This is a genomic window from Rhodococcus sp. OK519, from assembly GCF_003051005.1.
Classification (GTDB): Bacteria; Actinomycetota; Actinomycetes; order Mycobacteriales; family Mycobacteriaceae; genus Prescottella.
Window position 1 is genome coordinate 259,388 of record NZ_QAOW01000001.1, and the last position, 19,743, is coordinate 279,130.

General features: G+C 68.8%; 24 protein-coding genes. 20 read left to right on the forward strand and 4 right to left on the reverse strand.

What is annotated here, in order from left to right:
* The first annotated feature begins 7 nt into the window (after positions 1 to 7).
* From hemB to C8K36_RS01355, 12 genes are all read left to right on the forward strand, one after another.
* The gene (gene hemB / locus C8K36_RS01300; protein WP_107982655.1) at positions 8 to 985 is read left to right on the forward strand and encodes a porphobilinogen synthase; all 978 of its coding nucleotides are present in this window, start codon (positions 8 to 10) and stop codon (positions 983 to 985) included.
* A complete protein-coding gene (locus C8K36_RS01305) occupies positions 982 to 1,632 on the forward strand; it encodes a hypothetical protein (RefSeq protein ID WP_107982656.1) in 651 nt (216 codons plus the stop codon). Before hemB ends, C8K36_RS01305 begins: the two co-directional genes overlap by 4 nt.
* 262 nt (positions 1,633 to 1,894) lie before the next feature.
* Positions 1,895 to 2,305: a hypothetical protein gene (locus tag C8K36_RS01310; protein ID WP_107983679.1), complete on the forward strand. Its 411-nt coding sequence runs from the start codon at positions 1,895 to 1,897 to the stop codon at positions 2,303 to 2,305.
* Entirely contained in the window at positions 2,298 to 2,813 is a 516-nt protein-coding gene (locus C8K36_RS01315; RefSeq protein WP_107982657.1) for a hypothetical protein, read from the forward strand. Before C8K36_RS01310 ends, C8K36_RS01315 begins: the two co-directional genes overlap by 8 nt.
* Positions 2,810 to 3,073: a hypothetical protein gene (locus tag C8K36_RS01320; RefSeq protein ID WP_107982658.1), complete on the forward strand. Its 264-nt coding sequence runs from the start codon at positions 2,810 to 2,812 to the stop codon at positions 3,071 to 3,073. Before C8K36_RS01315 ends, C8K36_RS01320 begins: the two co-directional genes overlap by 4 nt.
* Before the next feature lies 1 nt (position 3,074).
* Positions 3,075 to 3,356 (forward strand): metal-sensitive transcriptional regulator, encoded by a 282-nt coding sequence (locus tag C8K36_RS01325; RefSeq protein WP_013416995.1) that lies wholly within the window; start codon positions 3,075 to 3,077, stop codon positions 3,354 to 3,356.
* Positions 3,357 to 3,390: 34 nt separating this feature from the next.
* Positions 3,391 to 3,594 (forward strand): heavy-metal-associated domain-containing protein, encoded by a 204-nt coding sequence (locus tag C8K36_RS01330; protein ID WP_107982659.1) that lies wholly within the window; start codon positions 3,391 to 3,393, stop codon positions 3,592 to 3,594.
* Positions 3,594 to 5,762, forward strand: a complete 2,169-nt coding sequence (locus tag C8K36_RS01335) for a heavy metal translocating P-type ATPase (protein ID WP_107982660.1) — start codon at positions 3,594 to 3,596, stop codon at positions 5,760 to 5,762. Before C8K36_RS01330 ends, C8K36_RS01335 begins: the two co-directional genes overlap by 1 nt.
* A gap of 124 nt (positions 5,763 to 5,886) precedes the next feature.
* Positions 5,887 to 6,120 carry a hypothetical protein gene (locus C8K36_RS01340; RefSeq protein ID WP_107982661.1) on the forward strand — a complete coding sequence of 78 codons (234 nt, stop codon included), beginning with the start codon at positions 5,887 to 5,889 and terminating at the stop codon, positions 6,118 to 6,120.
* A gap of 107 nt (positions 6,121 to 6,227) precedes the next feature.
* Entirely contained in the window at positions 6,228 to 6,698 is a 471-nt protein-coding gene (locus tag C8K36_RS01345; RefSeq protein ID WP_107982662.1) for a hypothetical protein, read from the forward strand.
* A 96-nt stretch (positions 6,699 to 6,794) separates the two neighbouring features.
* Positions 6,795 to 7,979 carry a PQQ-dependent sugar dehydrogenase gene (locus C8K36_RS01350; RefSeq protein ID WP_107982663.1) on the forward strand — a complete coding sequence of 395 codons (1,185 nt, stop codon included), beginning with the start codon at positions 6,795 to 6,797 and terminating at the stop codon, positions 7,977 to 7,979.
* An 11-nt stretch (positions 7,980 to 7,990) separates the two neighbouring features.
* Complete coding sequence (locus C8K36_RS01355) at positions 7,991 to 8,902, forward strand: cyclase family protein (RefSeq protein ID WP_107982664.1); 912 nt, start codon at positions 7,991 to 7,993, stop codon at positions 8,900 to 8,902.
* A gap of 36 nt (positions 8,903 to 8,938) precedes the next feature.
* Here the strand turns inward: C8K36_RS01355 and C8K36_RS01360 are convergent, their stop codons facing one another.
* Entirely contained in the window at positions 8,939 to 9,292 is a 354-nt protein-coding gene (locus C8K36_RS01360; RefSeq protein ID WP_107982665.1) for an amino acid permease, read from the reverse strand.
* A gap of 122 nt (positions 9,293 to 9,414) precedes the next feature.
* Here C8K36_RS01360 and C8K36_RS01365 point away from each other — a divergent pair, with 122 nt between their 5' ends.
* Together C8K36_RS01365 and C8K36_RS01370 are read left to right on the forward strand one after the other, a co-directional pair.
* A complete protein-coding gene (locus tag C8K36_RS01365; RefSeq protein WP_107982666.1) occupies positions 9,415 to 9,813 on the forward strand; it encodes a nitroreductase family deazaflavin-dependent oxidoreductase in 399 nt (132 codons plus the stop codon).
* Between the two features lie 36 nt (positions 9,814 to 9,849).
* The gene (locus C8K36_RS01370; RefSeq protein ID WP_107982667.1) at positions 9,850 to 10,656 is read left to right on the forward strand and encodes a putative protein N(5)-glutamine methyltransferase; all 807 of its coding nucleotides are present in this window, start codon (positions 9,850 to 9,852) and stop codon (positions 10,654 to 10,656) included.
* Here the strand turns inward: C8K36_RS01370 and C8K36_RS01375 are convergent.
* A complete protein-coding gene (locus C8K36_RS01375) occupies positions 10,650 to 12,578 on the reverse strand; it encodes an acyl-CoA dehydrogenase (RefSeq protein ID WP_107982668.1) in 1,929 nt (642 codons plus the stop codon). The genes C8K36_RS01370 and C8K36_RS01375 overlap by 7 nt on opposite strands.
* Positions 12,579 to 12,726: 148 nt before the next feature.
* On the opposite strand from C8K36_RS01375, the gene hemL reads away from it, so the two are divergent.
* The 6 genes from hemL to ccsB are packed head-to-tail and all read left to right on the forward strand — an operon-like array spanning position 12,727 to position 18,922.
* Positions 12,727 to 14,061: a glutamate-1-semialdehyde 2,1-aminomutase gene (hemL, locus tag C8K36_RS01380; protein WP_107982669.1), complete on the forward strand. Its 1,335-nt coding sequence runs from the start codon at positions 12,727 to 12,729 to the stop codon at positions 14,059 to 14,061.
* A 56-nt stretch (positions 14,062 to 14,117) separates the two neighbouring features.
* Positions 14,118 to 14,795, forward strand: coding sequence for a histidine phosphatase family protein (locus tag C8K36_RS01385; RefSeq protein ID WP_107982670.1), 678 nt, complete (start codon positions 14,118 to 14,120; stop codon positions 14,793 to 14,795).
* On the forward strand, positions 14,792 to 15,406 hold the full coding sequence (locus tag C8K36_RS01390) for a TlpA disulfide reductase family protein (RefSeq protein ID WP_107982671.1): 615 nt from the start codon (positions 14,792 to 14,794) through the stop codon (positions 15,404 to 15,406). The genes C8K36_RS01385 and C8K36_RS01390 overlap by 4 nt, the downstream gene beginning before the upstream one ends.
* Entirely contained in the window at positions 15,403 to 16,230 is an 828-nt protein-coding gene (locus C8K36_RS01395) for a cytochrome c biogenesis CcdA family protein (RefSeq protein ID WP_107982672.1), read from the forward strand. The genes C8K36_RS01390 and C8K36_RS01395 overlap by 4 nt, the downstream gene beginning before the upstream one ends.
* Before the next feature lie 14 nt (positions 16,231 to 16,244).
* Positions 16,245 to 17,951, forward strand: a complete 1,707-nt coding sequence (gene resB, locus C8K36_RS01400; RefSeq protein WP_107983680.1) for a cytochrome c biogenesis protein ResB — start codon at positions 16,245 to 16,247, stop codon at positions 17,949 to 17,951.
* A 2-nt stretch (positions 17,952 to 17,953) separates the two neighbouring features.
* Positions 17,954 to 18,922 (forward strand): c-type cytochrome biogenesis protein CcsB, encoded by a 969-nt coding sequence (ccsB, locus tag C8K36_RS01405; RefSeq protein WP_107982673.1) that lies wholly within the window; start codon positions 17,954 to 17,956, stop codon positions 18,920 to 18,922.
* Between the two features lie 151 nt (positions 18,923 to 19,073).
* On the opposite strand, the gene C8K36_RS01410 is transcribed toward ccsB, so the two are convergent.
* Complete coding sequence (locus tag C8K36_RS01410; protein ID WP_107982674.1) at positions 19,074 to 19,307, reverse strand: hypothetical protein; 234 nt, start codon at positions 19,305 to 19,307, stop codon at positions 19,074 to 19,076.
* A 78-nt stretch (positions 19,308 to 19,385) separates the two neighbouring features.
* Positions 19,386 to 19,598 (reverse strand): BldC family transcriptional regulator, encoded by a 213-nt coding sequence (locus tag C8K36_RS01415; RefSeq protein ID WP_005518137.1) that lies wholly within the window; start codon positions 19,596 to 19,598, stop codon positions 19,386 to 19,388.
* Between the last annotated feature and the right edge of the window lie 145 nt (positions 19,599 to 19,743).

A 19,743-nucleotide genomic window follows, 5' to 3' on the forward strand; every position in this document is an offset into this window, starting at 1 on the left:
GAGAGCCGTGTTTCCTGTTCACCGTCCCCGTCGTCTGCGCGGTACACCCGCGCTGCGTCGCCTCGTCGCCGAGACGTCGCTCGAGCCACGGCATCTCGTGCTCCCGATGTTCGTCGCCGACGGCATCGACGAGCCGCGGCCGATCTCGTCGATGCCGGGCGTCGTCCAGCACACGCTGGACTCGCTCCGGGAGGCGGCGACAGATGCGGTCGCGGCCGGCGTGGGCGGACTCATGCTGTTCGGAGTCCCGCGGGAAGAGGACAAGGACCCGGACGGCTCCGGTGCCACCGATCCGGACGGGATCCTCAACCGGGGCCTCGCGGCGCTGAAGTCCGAACTGGGTGACGCGACGGTCTTGATGGCCGACACGTGCCTCGACGAGTTCACCTCGCACGGACACTGCGGGGTGCTCACCGCCGACGGCCGCGTCGACAACGACGCGACACTCGCGCGGTACGTCGACATGGCGGTGGCGCAGGCCGACGCCGGTGCCCACCTGCTCGGACCGAGCGGCATGATGGACGGCCAGGTGTCCGCGATCCGCACGGGTCTCGACGCCGCCGGTCACACCGATGTCGGGCAGTTGGCCTACTCGGCGAAGTACGCGTCTGCGTTCTACGGCCCGTTCCGCGAGGCCGTCGGCTCGTCGCTCGAGGGCGACCGCCGCACCTACCAGCAGGATCCGGCGAACCGCCGCGAGTCGCTGCTCGAGGTGGACCTCGATCTCGCCGAGGGCGCCGACCTCGTGATGGTCAAGCCGGCGATGTCGTACCTGGACGTGCTGCGCGAGGTCGCCGACCGTTCGACGGTCCCGGTGGCCGCCTATCAGATCTCCGGTGAGTACGCGATGATCACCGCGGCCGCGCAGAACGGCTGGATCGACCGCGACGCCGCAGTTCTCGAGTCCCTGCTGAGCATCCGCCGCGCGGGCGCCGACATCGTGCTGACCTACTGGGCCGCCGAGGCCGCGGGGTGGCTGGCATGACCGGACAGTGGCCGCCGCCGCAACAACCGGGTCCGCACGACCAGTGGCCGGGCACCCCGCAGTACCCTGGCGGGCCTCCCCAGTACCCAGGTCAGCAGCCTGGCCAGTATCCGACGATGCCGCCGGTCCAGCAGGAGAAGCGGCCGGTCCCGGCCGACGTCGTGACCGCCTTCCAGTTGTGGTTCCTGGTCGCGGCGCTCGGCGTCGTGTATCTCGTCGCCGCTCTGCTGTTCGTCCACAGCGACCGCGCCTCGTTCGTCGACCAGTTGATGGACGAGTTCACCAAGCAGCAGATCGATCCGCTGCCCACGCGCGCCGAGGTGGACCAACTCCTGACAATCGGCCTCGTCGCCACGGGCGTGATCCTGACCCTGGTGCTCGGCGGGCTGACGATTCTGTTCGCCTTCAAGATGCGCAAGGGCAAGAACTGGGCGCGCATCCTGCTCACGATGGTCGGCGTGTTCACGATCTTCTCCGCGCTGCCGACGCTGTTCGGTGCCGGGCAGGGGAGCGGTTCGGCCGCGCTGCTGATGGGTGGCGCCGGAATCCTGCAGGCGGTCGCCGCGATCGGCGCGATCGTGCTGATGCACCGCAAGGAATCGAACGAGTACTTCCTCAACCTGCCGCCCACGCCTCCCGGGCGCTGACCGGTTGATCCGATTCGGTCTCGCCGACCGCGCGCTGTAGTGTGAAACGAATCACATGAATAGCGTGTCGGTACAGCTCAGGGGGTTGGAATGCGCGTCGAACATGGGACCGGTGGACGACGGGAACTGGTGTGGATCGGTGTGGTCGCACTGTTCGGTATCGCCACGTTGCTGCTCCTGATCCTTCCGGGCATCCTCGCTGCGTGAGGTCACCCGCGAGCTCGGACGTGTCCTCGGCGCCGCGGTGCCGCAGGATGGGCACGTGAGCGAACGTTCTCCGCGACCGGTCTCGGTTGCGTACTGGATCTGGGTGCTGTGCGCGGCCGTCATGGTGCTCCTCGGGCTGCTGGCCGCGACGGTGTCCGTCGATGCGATCCGCGGCCGTCTCGGCTCCGACGCCGACGCGTTCATGTGGTTACTCCGCGGGATCGGCATCGGATCGGTCGTGTTCGGTGTCGCGATCGGATTCCTCGCGGCACCGGTGCGCGCCGGGGATCGGCGCCTGCGGGCCGTCGTCGTGGTGCTGTGCGGGGTGTTCGCGCTGGCTGCCGTTGCGATGGTGGCGATCGGGGTTCTCGCGCCGGTGCTGCTGGTGGTTCCGATCCTGCTGTCGGTGGCGAGTGTTCTGGTGTATCGGGAGGGCGCGCGTGAGTGGTTCGAGCAGAGTGCCTGAGTCGAGCGAGGTCCCTGAGTCCGATGACGTCGCCGAGCAGACGCCGTTGTTCCACGAGGAGGGTGCGCGCTGGCGGGCGGTTGCGTACGGACCGGTCTTCTGTGTGATCGCGCTCGTGATCGAGTTGGTGACGGGCCCGGTGGTGCACTGGTTCGCGCTGACGCTGTTCGCGGCGATCCTGGCCGGCATCGTGTCAGTGCAGGTGGCTGCGGCCCGCCGGCACGTGAGCGTGCTACTCACCGACTCGTCGCTGCGGCAGGGTGCCGAAGAGATTTCCCTCGACGAGATCGACGAAGTCCTGCCGGTGTCCGATCCGTACGCCGACGACCCGCAACCGTGGGAGAGCGCCCGCACCCTCGGCGAACTGTCCGGGGTGCCGCGCCGCCGGACGGCCATCGGTCTGAGCCTGTGGGACGGCAGCCTCGCCCAGGCGTGGGCGCGCGACGACGAGGGCCTGCGTGCCGCGTTGATTGCCGCGCTGGCCGACGAGAAGCGCGCGGCCTCGTGAACCGGGCGATGCTGGTGACGGCGGGGGAGGCGGTCGGCGCCGTCGCGATGCTCGCCGTTGCAGCGTGGTGCTGGACGCGCGGGGTATCGCGCAGCGAGTTCGAACCCGTCGTGCCGGGCGCCCCGCCGTTCACGTCGGTCGACTACTCGGGCACGTGGATCGGGGTGGCCTTCGCTGCGGTGCTGGCAGCGGGTCTGCTGGCGCTCGATGCCGGCCGTCGACGCCGCCGCGCGAGTACCCATAGGGGGTATCATGGGTGACATGAACGGATACAGCCCGCAGCAGGAGGACCTGCTCAAGCGCCTGCGGCGCATCGAGGGCCAGGTGCAGGGGATTTCGCGGATGATCGCGGACGACCGCTACTGCATCGACGTCCTCACCCAGGTGTCCGCGGCCACGTCGGCCCTGCAGTCGGTGTCACTCAAACTGCTCGAGGCGCACCTCGCGGGGTGCGTCGTCGAGGCAGCGAAGAAGGGTGGCCCGGAGGCCGACGCCAAGGTCAAGGAAGCGTCCGATGCGATCGCGCGCCTGGTGCGATCCTGACTCCGGTGCGATCCTGAACGAAAGGAGGCCCCCGATGGAGCACACCTACCTCGTCAAGGGCATGACCTGTCAGCACTGCGCTGCCGCCGTCACGGAGGAGATCAGCGACCTGTCCGGAGTCACCGGGGTGGATGTCGACGTCGAGTCGGGCCGCGTCGTCGTGAGCAGCGAATCGCCGCTCGACACCATCGCCGTCGCGGCCGCCGTCTCCGAGGCGGGCTACGAACTGGTCGGCTAGTGACCACCACTGCGGCGCGCACCGTCGAACTCGACGTCGGCGGGATGACGTGCGCGTCGTGCGCGGCCCGGATCGAGCGCAAACTCGGCAAAATCGACGGTGTCAGCGCAACCGTCAACTACGCCACCGAGCAGGCCCACGTCGAGTACCCCGCCGGCTTGCCCGTGCAGGACCTCATCGACGTCGTCGAGAAGACCGGATACTCGGCCACGGTCGTCGAAGCAGAGGAACCTTCCGAACCGGACGAGACGCGCGATCTGCTCGGCATCCGGCTCGTGGTGGCGGTCGTCGCCTCGGCGCCGGTCGTCGCGGTGTCGATGATTCCGCGGCTGCAGTTCGACTACTGGCAGTGGGCCGCCTTCGCGCTCACCACGATCGTCGTCTTCTGGTGCGGGTACCCGTTCCACCGCGCCGCCGCCGTCACCGCCCGGCACGGCATGGCGACGATGGACACCCTCGTCTCGCTCGGCACCCTCGCCGCGTACGGATGGTCGACGTGGGCACTGGTGTTCGGCACCGCCGGGCACATCGGCATGACGCACGAGTTCACCTTCCGGCCCGGCGCACACGATCCGTCCGGGCAGATCTACCTCGAGGTCGCGGCCGGCGTCACCACCTTCCTGCTCGCCGGCCGGTATGCCGAGGCACGAGCCAAACGCCGATCCGGCGCCGCGCTGCGGGCGCTGCTCGAGGTGGGAGCCAAGGACGTCTCGGTACTGAGGGACGGCACCGAACAGCGGATCTCGGTGTCGGCGCTGCGGGTCGGCGACGAGTTCGTGGTGCGCCCGGGCGAGAAGATCGCGACCGACGGCAGGGTCGTCCGAGGCCGCGCCGCCGTCGACACGTCGATGCTCACGGGCGAGTCCGTGCCCGTCGAGGTGAGGGAAGACGACACAGTCGTCGGCGGCACCATCGACACCGACGGGCTGCTCACGGTGCGGGCCGAACGCGTCGGCGCCGATACTCGACTGGCGCACATCGCGAAACTGGTGACCGAGGCGCAGAGCGGCAAGGCGCACGCCCAGCGCCTGGCGGACCGCGTCTCGGCCGTGTTCGTGCCGGTGGTGCTGGTGATCGCCGCCCTCACGCTCGCAGCGTGGTTGCTGCTGGGACGCGAGGTGACCGAGGCGTTCACCGCGGCGGTCGCGGTCCTCATCGTCGCGTGTCCGTGCGCACTGGGACTGGCGACGCCCACGGCGCTGCTGGTCGGGACCGGTCGCGGCGCGCAACTGGGCATCCTCATCAAGGGGCCGGAAGTGCTCGAGCAGACCCGCCGCATCGAGACCGTCGTCCTCGACAAGACCGGAACCGTCACCACCGGCCGGATGGAGTTCGAGGACGTCGTCGCGGTGCCGGGGGAGGACGGCGACCGGGTGCTGGCGCTGGCCGCGGCCGTCGAATCCGGGTCGGAACACCCGGTGGCGCGGGCGATCGTGCGCGCCGTGCCGGATCCGCTGCCGGTGACCGGGTTCGTGAACCGCCCGGGCATCGGAGTCGAGGGCGTCGTGGACGGTCACGAGGTTCGTGTCGGACGCGTGCAGGGTGCGCTACCGGCGGAGCTGGAGGGTTCGGTCCCGGAAGGCCGGACGTCGGTGATCGTCTCGTGGGACGGCCGGGTGCGGGGTGCGCTGGTCGTCGCGGACGCCGTCAAACCCACCAGTGCCGCGGCGATCCGCGAGATCCGGGACCTCGGCATGATCCCGGTGCTGCTCACCGGCGACGCCGAGGCCGTCGCGACGGCGGTCGCGCGCGACGTCGGGATCGACCGCGTCATCGCGGAGGTGCTGCCCGACGAGAAGGCCGCGACGATCGCGCGACTGCGTGAGCAGGGCGCCGTCGCGATGGTGGGCGACGGCGTCAACGATGCGGCAGCTCTCGCGACCGCCGACGTCGGCATCGCGATGGGTACGGGAACCGACGCGGCGATCGAGGCGAGCGATCTCACCCTCGTGCGCGGCGACCTGCGCTCGGTGCCCGATGCGATCCGGCTGTCCCGGCGCACCCTCGCCACCATCAAGGGCAACCTGTTCTGGGCGTTCGCCTACAACGTCGCGGCCATCCCGCTGGCGGCGACGGGTCTGCTCAACCCGATGATCGCGGGTGCTGCCATGGCGTTGTCGTCGCTGTTCGTCGTCGGAAACAGTCTGCGGCTGCGGCGCTTCCGCTGACCGAGGATGACCCTGCCGGCACCACAGGTATGGATCTCGGCGATCGTGGGTAGTAGCGACATGCAGGGTCCGCGCCGTCGCTCTCGGCGGGGACCGTCGTCGTCCGTTCGGGAGGTTGCCGCCGATGAACTCGGCAAGAACGCGGGTCGCTGGTGATGGTGAGGTGTCGTGGGGCGAGGGATCGGCGGGGCACGAGGACCCGGCGTACTTGCCCGGGTGGATGCTGGGTGTGGCCGCGTCGATGGTGCCAGGAGCCGTGACGGTGATGCTGGGGCGCTCCGCACTCGAAGCCGTCACAGTTGTCGCGCTCACCGCCCTCGTCGTGGCGGCCTCGGTATTCCTGCTTCCGTCCCGTTGATCGACTTTCTGGCGTAGAAGAGTCTGGTACGCAATGCATTACAGTGTACGTGCGAGTCGCGTTCCGTTGCCCGGCGGAACTTCCCGAGCGGTGCCAGACTTGTAGTCATGAACAGGAACAGGATCGCCTCCGGAATCATGATTGCCGCTGCCACAATCGGTTTCGCCACGGCGTGCAGCAACGACGACAACGACTCGACCGATGCGTCGGTCACTGCCTCGGCGACGACCACAGCTTCATCGGCCGCAGACGATCTCGGCGACAAGGCTTCCGAGATGGCGTCCTCGGCATCGAGCGCGGCGTCCAGTGTGGCGGCTCGGGCCGGTGACGCCGTGGACAGCGCCAAGCAGGCGGCGTTCGTTGCGACCTTCCGCGCCTCGTACTCGGATTTGGCGACCGACCGGGACGACGACTCGATCGAGGCGATCACCGAGGACACGTGCGCGCTGCGTGAAAAGGGTGCGAGCGACGACGAATTGAAGGAGGCGATCAAGGGTCTGGCTGCCAACGGCACGACGGTTCCGTCCGACGAGCAGGCATCGCGGATCCTGGACATGGCCGTTGCGGCCTGCTCCTGACGGGCGCTCCGGTCATCTGACGGCTCCATCACAGTTCGTCGGTGGGCCCGCGTAGGGTGAGCGGCACATCACCAGTCGGCAGGGGAGGGTCCGATCATGCGTGCATCGGTTCGAGGGGCAGGGGTTGTCGCAACGGCGGCGGTCATCGGAATCGCGTTGGCGCCGACGGCGTGCGCGGAACCGCCCGCAGCCCTTCCTGAACTACAGGTCACCACGGTGATGGACGGTCTCGCCAAGCCGTGGGACGTCGTGGTCGCGCCCGACGGCGCAATCCTGACCGGCGAGCGCGCCGGCCGCTTCGTGGTCAAGCGCGCCGACGACACTGTCGGCGAGGTGACCGCGGACCTGTCGGATCTGTACGCGCAGGGCGAGACCGGCCTCATGGGGATCGCGCTCGCCTCCGACTTCGCGACCAGTCGCACGGTCTACACGTGCCAGGGACACCGAGGCGACGGCGGATCCGGTTCCCAGGGCGCCGGTTCGCTCGGCAGCGCCGGTGCCGACAGCGCCGACGTTCGGGTCGTGTCGTGGACGGTCGATCCGGGGTGGACGACACTGACGCGTACGGGTGATGTCGTGACCGGGTTGCCGGTCGGCCCCAACGGGCGCCACGGTGGTTGCCGCATCCTCGCGCACCCGGACGGCACGCTCTATGTCGGAACCGGTGACTCGGCGAGCCCCACAGCGCCGCAGGACCGGAACTCGTTGGGCGGCAAGGTGTTGCACGTCAACAGTGACGGTTCGCCGGCGGCCGGCAACCCGGATCCGAACAGTCCCGTCTTCACCCTCGGTCACCGCAACGTGCAGGGCCTGGCGCTGCAGCCCGGCACCGGCCGGATCTACGACATCGAGCAGGGCACCAGCCGGGACGACGAGGTGAATCTGCTCGCCGCCGGCAACAACTACGGGTACCGCCCGGACCGTGCGCCGTTCGTCTACGACGAGAGTGTGCCGATGACCGATCCAGCTCGTGTCCCGGGTGCAGTAGCGGCCGTGTGGAGTTCGGGCGCCCCCACCATCGCGACTCCCGGCGGGACGTTCGTGTCCGGTGCCGCATGGGGTGAGTGGGACGGTGCGCTGGCGGTCACCAGTCAGCAGGGCGAGAAGCTGTTGTTCCTGAAGCTGTCCGAAGACGGATCGACCGTCACCGAGACGCAGTCCGCGCTCACCGATCAGGGGCGCCTGCGTTCGGCCACCCGGATGCCCGACGGCAGCCTGCTGATCACCACCGACAACGGCTCCGGCGACAAGGTCCTCCGCGTCGCGCCGTCCGCGAACTGAGGGCCGCTGCCGTGTGTTCACCCGCCGTGATGGCGCATGTTCATCGGACGATCGGCGAGGCCGCGCCCGCGGTCAGTCGACGGGGGCTTCTCGGTGCCGCGGGTCTCGCGGTGCTCGGTGGGATGGTCGCTCCCCGTGCGGTTTCGGCCGCCCCGGCCGCCCCGACGATCTCGATCCGAGCGAGGTCGCTGGTCGACCTCACCCACACGCTCACACCGGACTTCCCGGTGTGGCCGGGCAGCGAAGCCTTCGCGATGGAGCCGGTCGTCGTGATCGACCCGAGCCCGTTCGGGTCGATCACCGGGTCGCTGGGCGGATCCGCGGGTCCGGCGCGCGGCGAATTCCTCGTCAACAGGCTGTCGTACTGCGAGCACGTCGGGACCCATATCGACGCGCCCGCACACAAGATCCCCGACGGGCGCACGGTCGAGGAACTGCCGATCGAAGACTTCGTCGCGCCGATCGCGGTCGTGGACATTTCCGACAGGGCCCGCGTCGATGCGGACGCGGTGCTCACCGTTGCCGACCTCGAGGCGTGGGAACGCGAGTACGGCCGACTGCCGGCGAGGTCGGTGGTCGCGATGAACTCGGGCTGGGATGCGCACGTTGCGAACCCGGGGAAGTACGTGGGGCTGGACGTGACGGGTACCCCGCACTCCCCGGGATTCGACCCCGACGCCGTGACCTTCCTGGTCGAGGAACGCGACATCGTGGCGATCGGCGTGGACACGCTGAGCATCGACGCGGCCCGCAGTCGTACATACGGCGCGCATGTTGCGGCGCTGGGGGCGGGGAAGTACGGCATCGAATCGTTGGCGAACCTGTCCGCCCTGCCGCCCGTGGGGGCGACGGTGGTGGTCGGCGCGCCCAAGCATCGCGGCGGGTCGGGTGGGCCGTGCCGAGTGCTGGCGTTCGTGGACTGACGTCTGCCAACTCGGCCAGGGCGCTCGCGCTGTCCGCTATGCGCGGCCTCGGCGCCACGACCAGACGGACAGTGCAATGCCCGCCGCCGACAACGCCGGAAGTACCCGCCGCAGTCGGTGCACTGTCGTGATTCGGTGGTACTGCTCGTTGGACAGGAACTGCCCGGACTGCGTGCCACCGAGGTCCCACCAGAAGCTGCCGGCGCCGGCGATGAACTGGTTCCCGGCGACGATCACGCCCACCGAGGCTGCCAGTGCGAAGCAGGTGAGCGGGAAGGCGACCCAGAACCACGGGAACCCGGGCGAGGTGTCCATTCGTGCTCGTCTCGGCAGGACCGCGCACGCCACCGCTGCCACGACACAGAGGGCGACGATCATCAACCAGGCCACGTATTCGACCGTACGGGCCGCGGATCGGTGCCGGGGGCATTCGGATCGGCGCCGGGGGCATTCGACTCGGCGGTAGACCATCGGCCGGTGACATGTGGCGCGGAGGCGCTCATACTTCGGTGATGGCATACCTGAAACCGCCGCTGCTGGTCCGCGAGGTGTTCAACCGTATCGCCCTCGCGACCGGTATCGGCGGCACCGAGAAGATCACTGTCACCGGTCGCCGCAGTCACGAGCCCCGGTCGGTTCCCGTCGTCCCCGTCGATGTCGAAGGCGTGCGGTATCTGGTCTCCACTCGGGGCGATTCGGAGTGGGTGCGCAACCTCCGCGCCAGCCCCGAGGTGGACGTGAGCCGACGCGGTCACACCACGCACTACACCGCCACCGAGGTCCCTGTCGGCAACCGGGAGCCGATCATCGCGGCATACCGGGCGAAGGCGGGCAAGACGGTGCAGGGGTACTGGGAGAAGCTGCCGAATCCCGCCGACCACCCGGTGTTCGCGCTCGCGGCCGGCGGGTAGTTGTCGCCTGTCCCTCCGGATTCCGAGAGGCTCGACGTGCACATATCCGAGAACATCCGGGCACCACTCACCGCTCGGACGGTCGCCGACACTCTGCGCGCCGCCGGGTGCGTCTTCGCCGAGGACGAGGCGCGCCTGCTGATGTCTGCGGCACCCACCCCCGCCGCGCTGTCCGACCTGCTCCGGAGGCGGACGGCGGGGATGCCGATCGAGCACGTGCTCGGCTGGGCCGAGTTCTGCGGCAAGCGAATCGACGTCGAGCCGGGCGTATTCGTCCCTCGTCGTCGGACCGAACTGCTTGTGCAAGAGGCCGTTGCGATGACCCGCCCGGGGGACATCGTCGTCGACCTGTGCTGCGGATCCGGCGCGATCGGAACCGTCGTGTCCTCTGCGCGGCCGGGCATCGAACTCCACGCCGCGGACGTCGACCCGGTCGCCGTCCGCTGCGCCCGGCGCAACGTAGAGCCGGTCGGCGGCCACGTGCACGAGGGCGACCTGTTCGACGCCCTACCGGACGAGTTGCGCGGGTGTGTCGACGTCCTGGTTGCGAATGTCCCCTACGTTCCGAGCCACGCCATCGCGCTGATGCCTCCGGAGGCCCGCGACCACGAACCACGCGCGGCACTCGACGGTGGACCCGACGGCCTGGACTTCCACCGTGCCGTCGCGGCGCACGCGCACCGATGGCTCAGCCCCGGCGGACATCTGCTCATCGAGGCCGGTGCGCACCAGGCGTCCACCACTGTCGACATCTTCACGCGTGCAGGTCTTCTCGCGCGCGTGATCCGGTCGGACGAGCTCGACGCGACCGCGGTGGTGGGAGCCCTGCCAGGGGTCTACTGATCGTCGGTACCGAGCATCGCCGCACCGGCGAGGGCGTCCGGCACGCCGAGGCCGTCGACGAGCGTCGCCACGTGCGGTCGCAGCGTGCGGCAGCGTTCGTTGATGCCGCGGCGCACGGCCTTGGCTCGTTCGACCGACAGGTGCCGGTGCTCCATGAACCACGCCTTGTCGTCGTCGATCACGGTGAGCGCGTACAGGTCGCAGAGTTCGTTCAGCAGATTGCGCGCAGTCTCGTCCACGCATTCGTCGATGCCGGCAATGAACGCCTCGAGCACCACCCGGTCGATGTGGGCGCGCGCGGCATGCAGCACGTGGTCCTGCACGAAGTTGAAGGCGTCGAAGGGGTCGTCCTCCCGCTTGCGGGCGCCCTGGAGGCGCCGCGCGGCGGTCGCGAGCAGGTACTCCTCGCGGTCCTCGATCATCGTCAGCTGGGTTCCGCGGTTGAAGAGGCTGCCGTCCTCCTCGTTGTCCTGGCGGGTGTCGAGGATCGTCTGGATGATCTGCTGCGCCGCGGTGCGCTTACGGACGGCGTCACCGAAGGCATTGGCGGCGAACGCCATCCATTCGACAGGGCTCATCCCGCGGACCTCGTCGGAGTACTGGGTGAGCAGCTCCTTCGCGACCAACTGGGTCAGCACCGTGTTGTCGCCCTCGAACGTGGTGAACACGTCGCTGTCGGCCTTGAGGGACGTCAGACGGTTCTCGGCGAGGTAACCGGCGCCGCCGCAGGCCTCCCGGCACTCCTGGATCGCGCGCGTCGCATGCCAGGTGTTGGCGGCCTTCAAACCCGCTGCCCGCGACTCGAGTTCACGCTGTTCCGTCGAATCGACCTCGTCGGCAGTCTGGATGTCGTGCATCTTCGCGACCAGTTCGTTCTGCGCGAAACCGAGCGCGTAGGCGCGGGCGACGTGCGGCAGCAGGCGCTGCTGGTGAACCAGGTAGTCCATGATCGGCACCTCGGGATCCGGTGTCGACTCGCTGCCGCTGGGTGCGCTGAACTGCCTGCGCTGCAGGGCATACCGGGTCGCGATCGTCAGCGCGACGCGGGCCGCGGCGGCCGCCGAACCGCCCACCGTGACCCGTCCGCGCACCAGCGTGCCGAGCATCGTGAAGAACCGGCGGTTCTTGTTCTCGATCGGCGAGGAGTACACGCCGTCGGCATCCACCGACCCGTACCTGTTCAACAGATTCGTTCGCGGCACCCGCACGTGGTCGAACACGATGCGGCCGTTGTCGACGCCCGGCAGACCGCCCTTGTAGCCGCAGTCCGACGTCGTCACCCCCGGGAGGTCGGCTCCGTCGGCGTCCCGGATCGGAACCAGCAGGCAGTGCACACCGTGTGACTCGTCGCCGACGATCAACTGTGCGAACACCGCCGCCGTCCGGGCGTGCTCCGCGGCTCCGCCGATGTAGTCCTTGCGGGACGACGCGGTGGGGGAGTGGACGACGAACTCGTCGGTGGCCGCGTCGTACGTCGCTGTGGTCTCGAGGCTCTGCACGTCGCTCCCGTGACCGGTCTCGGTCATCGCGAAGCAGCCGAGCAGTTCCAGGTCGATCATCGGGCGCAGGTATTCGGCGTGGTGGTGCTCGGTGCCGAGGTTTTCGATCGCGCCGCCGAACAGTCCCCACTGCACGCCGGCCTTGACCATCAGCGACAGGTCCGACATCGCCAGCATCTCGATCGCGGTCACCGCCGCGCCGGGGTCGGAGCCGCTCCCGATGTCGACGCCGAAACCGCGGTCGACGAAACCGCCGGCAGCCAGCACTCGCATCTGCTCGAGGGTCTTCGCCCGCGCCTGCTCGAGGTCGGGCGTGAAGTGGGGCCGGAACTCGTCCGAGGACAGATCGATCCGGGCCTTCTCGCGCACCTCCGCCCATCGGCCGTCGAGTGTCGTCCGCAGATGGTCCGCCGTGGTCGCCATGACCCGAAGGTAATGCGGTCCGGTGAGTCCTGCTGGGGAACTGTGGACCACCCGACCAGCGCGAACGGACACGCCGACTCGATGTGATTCCGGCCACCTCCTACACCCTGTCGTTGGCAAATTCGACAGAACTGGGACACTGGAAGTCGTGACTGCTGCCTCCAGCGGGTCCGGCCTGGGACCCGATCTTCGCGACGCCCGTTCTACCCAGCTCTTCGAGAGGGCGTCCAAGGTCATCCCGGGAGGCGTCAACTCGCCGGTCCGCGCGTTCGGTTCCGTGGGCGGCGCCCCCCGGTTCATCGAGAGGGCGTCCGGTTACACGCTCACCGACGTCGACGGCAACGACTACGTCGACCTGGTGTGTTCGTGGGGTCCGATGATCCTCGGTCACGCGCATCCCGCGGTCGTCGAGGCCGTGCAGAAGGCCGCGACCACCGGTCTGTCGTTCGGTGCGCCCACCGAGGGCGAGATCGCGCTCGCGGAGGAGATCGTCTCCCGCGTCGCGCCCGTCGAGCAGGTCCGTCTGGTCAACTCCGGCACCGAGGCGACCATGAGCGCGGTGCGGCTGGCTCGCGGCTTCACCGGCCGCTCCAAGATCGTCAAGTTCTCCGGCTGCTACCACGGTCACGTCGACGCCCTCCTCGCCGATGCTGGTTCGGGACTGGCCACGTTCGGCCTGCCCACCTCGCCCGGAGTGACCGGCGCACAGGCCGAGGACACCATCGTCGTTCCCTACAACGACCTCGAGGCGGTGCGGGCAGCGTTCGCCGCGAACCCCGGCGAGATCGCGTGCGTCATCACCGAGGCGGCCGCCGGCAACATGGGCGCTGTCGCGCCGCTGCCCGGCTTCAACGAGGGCCTGCGTGCCCTCACCACCGAGCACGGCGCACTGCTGATCATGGACGAGGTCATGACCGGGTTCCGCGTCAGCCGCTCCGGTTGGTTCGGTCGCGACGGCGTCGCCGGCGACCTGTACACGTTCGGCAAGGTCATGAGCGGTGGCCTGCCGGCCGCCGCGTTCGGTGGTCGCGCCGACGTCATGGCCAAGCTGGCCCCCGCCGGTCCCGTCTATCAGGCCGGCACGCTGTCCGGTAACCCCGTCGCGGTCGCGGCGGGCCTGGCGAACCTGCGCGCCGCCGACGACGCCGTCTACGCCGCGCTCGAGCGCAACGCGCAGACCCTCGGCACCCTGCTGGGCGACGCGCTGACCGCGGAGGGCGTCGCGCACCGCGTCCAGTACGCGGGCACGCTCGTCAGCGTCTTCTTCACCGAGAACCCGGTCACCAACTACGCCGAGGCCAAGGCCGCCGACACGTGGCGGTTCCCGAACTTCTTCCACGCCCTGCTCTCCCGTGGCATCTACGCGCCGCCGAGCGCGTTCGAGGCGTGGTTCGTGTCGTCCGCACTCGACGACGACGCCTTCTCGAAGATCGCCGACGCCGCACCGCACGCGGCGAAGGCCGCCGCTGCAGCCCAGAACTGACCAGACCGGATCGACTCGACCATCGGGCCGACCAACCGAAACGCAGGGACACCACCGTGACCGACGCCGACAACGCGAGCGCTGCCGACACCTCCGACAACTCCGATACCCGGACCATCGTCCACGTGCTGCGGCACGGCGAGGTGCACAACCCGAGCGGCATCCTCTACGGCCGTCTCCCGAACTTCCGGTTGTCGGGCAACGGTGAGTCGCAGGCACGCGCGGTCGCGTCGGCCCTCGCCGACCACGACATCACGCACGTCGTCGCGTCGCCGCTGCAGCGTGCGCAGGAGACCGCGTCGCCGATCGCCGAGAAGCACGGCCTGCAGATCGCGACCGACGCCAACCTCATCGAGGCGGCCAACGACTTCGAGGGCCTCAAGGTGGCCGTCGGTGACGGCGCGCTGCGCCGGCCGCGACACTGGTGGAAGCTGCGCGACCCGTTCACTCCGTCGTGGGGCGAGCCGTACCTGCAGATCGCACACCGCATGCTTGCGGCCGTCAATGCCGCGCGCGTCGCCGCGGTCGGCCACGAGGCCGTGTGTGTGAGCCACCAGTTGCCGGTGTGGACGCTGCGCCGCTTCCTGCAGGGCGAGCGCCTGTGGCACGACCCGCGCAACCGTCAATGCGGCCTCGCGTCGCTGACGTCGCTGGTCTACGAGGGTGACACCCTCGTCGACATCGTCTACTCCGAGCCGGCCGGATCGTCGGACCCGAGGGTGACCGGCGCATGAAGTTCCCCTCCCTGCGACTGGCGGCAGCGGCGTGCTCGCTGGTCGTCGCCGCGACCGTGGCAGGCTGCGCGACCGGTGACGACGCCGTCGTGCAGGGCGGCACGTTCGAATTCGTCTCGCCCGGCGGCAAGACCGAACTGTTCTACGACGTCCCGTCCGAGCGCGGCAAGGTGGGCAAGGTGTCGGGCCCGGACCTGATGACCGACGGCAAGACCACGTCGCTCACCGACTACGAGGGCCAGGTCGTGGTGCTCAACGTGTGGGGACAGTGGTGCGGTCCGTGCCGCGGTGAGGCCGACGACCTCGAGAAGGTCTACGAGAGCACCAAGGGCCAGGGCGTCCAGTTCCTCGGCATCAACGTCCGGGACTACACCAAGGACAAGGCGCAGGACTTCGTCGTCAACAACAAGGTGGGCTACCCGTCCATCTACGACCCCGAGATGCGCACCCTGCTCTCTCTGGGCAAGAACTATCCGACCAGTGTGATCCCGACCACGATCGTGCTGGACCGTCAGCACCGGGTGGCCGCGGTGTTCCTCAAGGAGTTGCTGGTCGAGGATCTTCAGCCGGTGGTCGAACGGGTCGCGCAGGAACCGCAGGACCAGGGATGACGGCCGATACCGTCGTCCTCGCCAACGTCGGCGAGAGCTTCCAATCGGTCACCGCGAGCGGTCCGCTGCTGCTCGCGCTCGGCGCGTGCGTGCTCGCCGGACTCGTGTCGTTCGCGTCGCCCTGCGTGGTCCCGCTCGTCCCGGGATACCTGTCGTACCTGGCGGGCGTCGTCGGCGCCGACGCCCCCGCGGTGACCTCGAGCGAGGCGGCCACGCGCACCAAGACGCTGCGTGACGGCCGAATGCGCGTCGCGGGCGCCGCCGGACTGTTCGTCGCCGGCTTCACCGTCGTGTTCGTCCTGGCGACGGTGTCGGTGTTCGGCGCGATCGAGGCGCTCGCACTCAACCGCGACGTGCTCCAGCGTGTGGGCGGCGTCGTGACGATCGTGATGGGCCTGGTGTTCATCGGCCTGGTCCCGGCGCTGCAGAAGGACACGCGGATGGCCCCGCGCCGCATCTCGAGCCTGGCGGGTGCCCCGCTGCTCGGCGGTGTGTTCGCACTCGGCTGGACGCCCTGCCTGGGCCCGACACTTGCGGGCGTCATCTCGGTCGCGTCCGGCACCGAGGGGGCGACCGCGGCGCGCGGTGTCGCGCTGATCGTCGCGTACTGCCTGGGCCTCGGGTTGCCGTTCGTGATCGTCGCGCTCGGTTCGGCGCGCGCGCTGCGCGGCGTCGGTTGGCTGCGACGCAACACCCGGACCATTCAGGTCATCGGGGGAATCATGTTGGTGGCTGTCGGCATCGCGCTGGTCACCGGAGCGTGGGACCAGTTCGTCGGCTGGGTTCGTGACGCATTTATCTCGGAGGTAACGCTGCCGATATGACGGTTCGAGACACAGTGAACGACGGCAGTACCCCCGCCGACGCTCCCAAGACTCAGTCGCCGCGCCCGCCGCGGCAGTCGCTGCCCGGCCGCGCAGCCGCACTTGTCCGCAACGCCTGGCGTGGCCTGACCTCCATGCGGACCGCGCTGGTCCTGCTGTTCCTGCTGGCACTGGCCGCCATCCCGGGTGCTCTGCTGCCGCAGCGCAGCCTCAACGAGGGCAAGGTCAACGAATACATTGCGGCCCGATCCACCCTGGGCCCGATCATGGACAAGCTGGAACTGTTCGACGTCTTCGGCAGCTTCTGGTTCACCGCGATCTACATGCTGCTGTTCATCTCGCTGGTCGGCTGCATCCTGCCGCGCTGCGTGGAGTACGCCAAGGCGCTGCGCACGCAGCCCGTCGCGGCTCCGCGCAACCTCGCACGACTGCCGCACCACCGCAGCGAGACCGTCGACGAGGATCCCGACGCGGTCGCCGCGCGAGTCCGCAAGCAGCTTCGCGGATGGCGTGTCGTCCAGCGGGCCGGTGGTGAGCGCGCCAAGCATCCCGGCGAGATCACGCTGTCCGCGGAGAAGGGTTTCCTGCGCGAGGCCGGCAACCTGGTGTTCCACCTCGGGCTCGTGGCGCTCCTCGTCTCGATCGCCGTCGGCAAGCTGTTCTACTACGAGGGGAATCGGATCGTCATCGCCTCGGGCGACGAGAGCTTCTGCACCACCTCCCCGGCCGCGTTCGATTCGTTCCGCTGGGGTCTCGAGGGCGACGGCACCGGCATCACTCCGCTGTGCGTGAAGGTCAAGGACTTCACGGCCGACTACCTCGAGAACGGCCAGGCCGAGATGTTCACGTCGAACATCTCGTACCAGGTGGGCGACGACCTGACGGACAACGTCTGGCGCGACACCCAGATCAAGGTCAACCACCCGCTGCGAGTCGCGGGTGACCGCGTCTACCTGCAGGGCCACGGCTACGCGCCGACGTTCACGGTGACCTTCCCCAACGGGGAGACCCGCACCGAGACGCTGCAGTGGCGGCCGGACGATGCGACGACCTTCCTGTCCAGTGGCGCGATGCGTTTCGACCCGCCCGGTGGCATGTACTCCGACGAGGACGAGCGCCGCAAGAACCAGATCGCGATCGAAGGTTTGTTCGCACCCACGGCGCTGTTCCACGGGAATCTGCTGTCGTCGAGCTACCCGGCGATGAACGATCCGGCCGTCGCGATCGATGTCTACAAGGGCGACACCGGACTCGACACGGGCAACCCGCAGAGCCTGTTCTCGCTGAACAAGGAACTGATCAACCAGGGCCGACTGGTCAAGCAGGAGCGGGTGAACCTGTTCCCGGGCGAGTCGAAGACCCTCGCCGACGGCACCCAGGTCCGGTTCGACGGTGCTGTCGACTTCGTGAACCTGCAGGTCTCGCACGATCCGGCGCAGCAGTGGGTGCTGGTGTCGGCGATCGTGATGATGGGCGGACTGCTGGTCTCGCTGGTCATCAAGCGACGCCGCGTGTGGGTCCGGATATATCCCACGAGCGGCCCCGGGGCACTCCCTGGAAAGGATGCCGACACCATGTCGGCTACATTGGCCGAGGGTGAACGACATACCGTAGTAGAGCTCGGCGGACTCGCCAGGACCGACCAGGCCGGTTGGGGCGACGAGTTCGATCGCTTGTGCACCCGACTGCTGGACGACGAGCGCACCACGCGCAGGAGATGACTATGACGATCAACGAGACACTCGCTCGCTACAGCGACTGGTCGTTCGAATCGGCCTTCGCGATCTACGCGCTCGCGACGGTGCTGCTGATCGCGCGGTACGCCTCGATGCGTGCCCGCGCGGTCCAGGACCGCGAACTCGTCGCGGCGGGTGGCGGTGCTGCCGATGCCGCGGCACGCGTGCCGGGCAGGGTGGCCGAAGAGCCCGGCAAGACCTGGTCCGAGAGGCTCGGCGGCATGGGCTACGCCCTGTTGGTCGTCGGCGCCGTGCTCCAGGTCGCCTCGATCGTGTTGCGTGGATTCGCCACCGAGCGATTCCCTCTCGGCAACATGTACGAGTTCGTGTCGATGGCGTGTGCTGCGGCTGTCCTCGCCGGTCTGGTGGCACTGCGCAAGACCGCCGACCTCTGGGCATTCATGATGGTGCCGGTCCTCGTCCTGATGTTCCTCGCGGCGACCGTGCTGTACGCCGACGCGGCGCCCGTGGTGCCCGCACTGCGTTCGTTCTGGTTGCCGATCCACGTGACGATCATCAGCGTGAGCAGCGGTATCTTCCTGGTCTCGGGCGTCGCCAGCCTGCTGTTCCTCTACCGCATGAAGCACCCTGCGGGCGACGAGGGCACGGGCGCGTTCGGCAAGATCGCGCAGCGTCTGCCCGACGCCGAGACCCTCGACCGGCTCGCCTACAAGTCGACGATCGTCGCTTTCCCGCTGTTCGGCGCCGGCATCATTCTCGGCGCGATCTGGGCCGAGGCGGCCTGGGGCCGGTTCTGGGGCTGGGATCCCAAGGAGACGGTGTCGTTCATCGCGTGGGTCATCTACGCCGCTTACCTGCACGCCCGTGCGACGTCGGGGTGGCGCGACACCAAGGCTGCATGGATCAACGTCGCCGGCTTCGTGGCGATGCTGTTCAACCTGTTCATCATCAACATGGTGGTCTCGGGCCTGCACTCGTACGCCGGACTCACCTGATCCGACCGGAGCCAACACTCACGGAGACAAGACTCACGGAGCCAACACTCACGGAGACAAACACTCCATGGGGACGAAATGGAACGGGCCGCTGTCATCGACAGCGGCCCGTTCCAATTTCATACCCTGTGCGGGTCACATCCTGCGCGGCCTAGTTGTCCGGGTCCGTCGGGGTATCGCTACCCGGCCGGTCGGAGTGCCTGCGGTGGTTCTCGCGATCCACGCGCCACAGGAACTCGGGGTCGTCGTCGGGGCCTACGGCTCCGCCGCCACTCCTGGTTCCACGACCGCCGCCGCGTGCTGCGGGGGTGGCAGTGGGCCCGAACGCCTTCCAGAACAGGACTGCAAGCGTCACCAGGCCGATGAACGCCAGTAGGTAGATCACGGTGCACCTCCTGACTACGAGGGTAACCGCGTCCGGGTCGTCCCGGTATCCACCCGACGTCCCGTCCGGACGTCCGGTCTAGCTGTGATGCGCCTCGGTGGTCAGCGAGGAGAGGAGTGCCATCACCTCGGCCTCCCGGAACCTCCGGTGGCCTCCGGGGGTACGCAGCGATCCGAGCCGGCCTGCGTGCGCCCAACGGGTGACGGTCTTGGGGTCGACATGGAACAGTGCGGCGACCTGGCCTGGGGTCAGCAGGGCTTCCTTGGCGCCGTTATAGGTGGGTGCGCTCATCGATCCTCCAAGGTTCGGGGCCCACCGTGGTGGTCGGCCGGGGGGAGATTCGGGACCGGTTCGTTTGTCGACCGGCTTCGACATAGTGGCACTCAACCCCCCAGGTACTCGAACGATCTAAAGTTGGTAAAGCGGAGGTAATAGA

Coding starts and splice junctions, on each gene's coding strand:
- C8K36_RS01305 (WP_107982656.1), top strand. CDS start 982: ATGACCGGACAGTGGCCGCCGCCGCAACAACCGGGTCCGCACGACCAG.
- C8K36_RS01325 (WP_013416995.1), top strand. CDS start 3,075: ATGAACGGATACAGCCCGCAGCAGGAGGACCTGCTCAAGCGCCTGCGG.
- C8K36_RS01330 (WP_107982659.1), top strand. CDS start 3,391: ATGGAGCACACCTACCTCGTCAAGGGCATGACCTGTCAGCACTGCGCT.
- C8K36_RS01340 (WP_107982661.1), top strand. CDS start 5,887: ATGAACTCGGCAAGAACGCGGGTCGCTGGTGATGGTGAGGTGTCGTGG.
- C8K36_RS01345 (WP_107982662.1), top strand. CDS start 6,228: ATGAACAGGAACAGGATCGCCTCCGGAATCATGATTGCCGCTGCCACA.
- C8K36_RS01350 (WP_107982663.1), top strand. CDS start 6,795: ATGCGTGCATCGGTTCGAGGGGCAGGGGTTGTCGCAACGGCGGCGGTC.
- C8K36_RS01365 (WP_107982666.1), top strand. CDS start 9,415: ATGGCATACCTGAAACCGCCGCTGCTGGTCCGCGAGGTGTTCAACCGT.
- C8K36_RS01375 (WP_107982668.1), bottom strand. CDS start 12,578: ATGGCGACCACGGCGGACCATCTGCGGACGACACTCGACGGCCGATGG.
- C8K36_RS01390 (WP_107982671.1), top strand. CDS start 14,792: ATGAAGTTCCCCTCCCTGCGACTGGCGGCAGCGGCGTGCTCGCTGGTC.
- C8K36_RS01395 (WP_107982672.1), top strand. CDS start 15,403: ATGACGGCCGATACCGTCGTCCTCGCCAACGTCGGCGAGAGCTTCCAA.
- ccsB (WP_107982673.1), top strand. CDS start 17,954: ATGACGATCAACGAGACACTCGCTCGCTACAGCGACTGGTCGTTCGAA.
- C8K36_RS01415 (WP_005518137.1), bottom strand. CDS start 19,598: ATGAGCGCACCCACCTATAACGGCGCCAAGGAAGCCCTGCTGACCCCA.